This is a genomic window from Pseudomonas sp. 2822-17 (genome assembly GCF_002742485.1).
GTDB classification, from domain to species: Bacteria; Pseudomonadota; Gammaproteobacteria; order Pseudomonadales; family Pseudomonadaceae; genus Aquipseudomonas; species Aquipseudomonas cyclaminis.
Genome location: NZ_LJRZ01000381.1, coordinates 1 through 303, shown reverse-complemented (window position 1 = coordinate 303; position 303 = coordinate 1). Strand labels below are relative to the sequence as shown.

General features: G+C 34.7%; 1 protein-coding gene. It reads right to left on the bottom strand.

What is annotated here, in order from left to right:
- Window positions 1–87: 87 nt before the first annotated feature.
- Window positions 88–303 (bottom strand): GNAT family N-acetyltransferase (locus tag AOA60_RS11785; protein WP_143522424.1); only part of this gene is annotated, 216 nt, incomplete at its 5' end.

The window sequence follows — 303 nt, the reverse complement described above, 5'->3', positions numbered from 1 at the left end:
TTTTTCTTCTTTAGCCCTGGTCACCCTTTGATCAGGGCTGAATAATGCCCTTTTCTAGAACCAATAACACCAATATTCTGTAAGTAGCTAAATTGCTCCCTTCCCCTTAATCTGCATAAATAAATCTGGGTTATCTAGAGGTTCAAAACCAAACTTTGAATAAAATGAATGTCCATCATCTGTACTTAACATCACTCTACGAATCTTTAATTCTTCATAGTTTGTTATGACACTAAGTAACCAGTTCCCCAACCCTTTTTTTCTATAAGGATCTAAAATGAACACATCTTGTATATATGCATG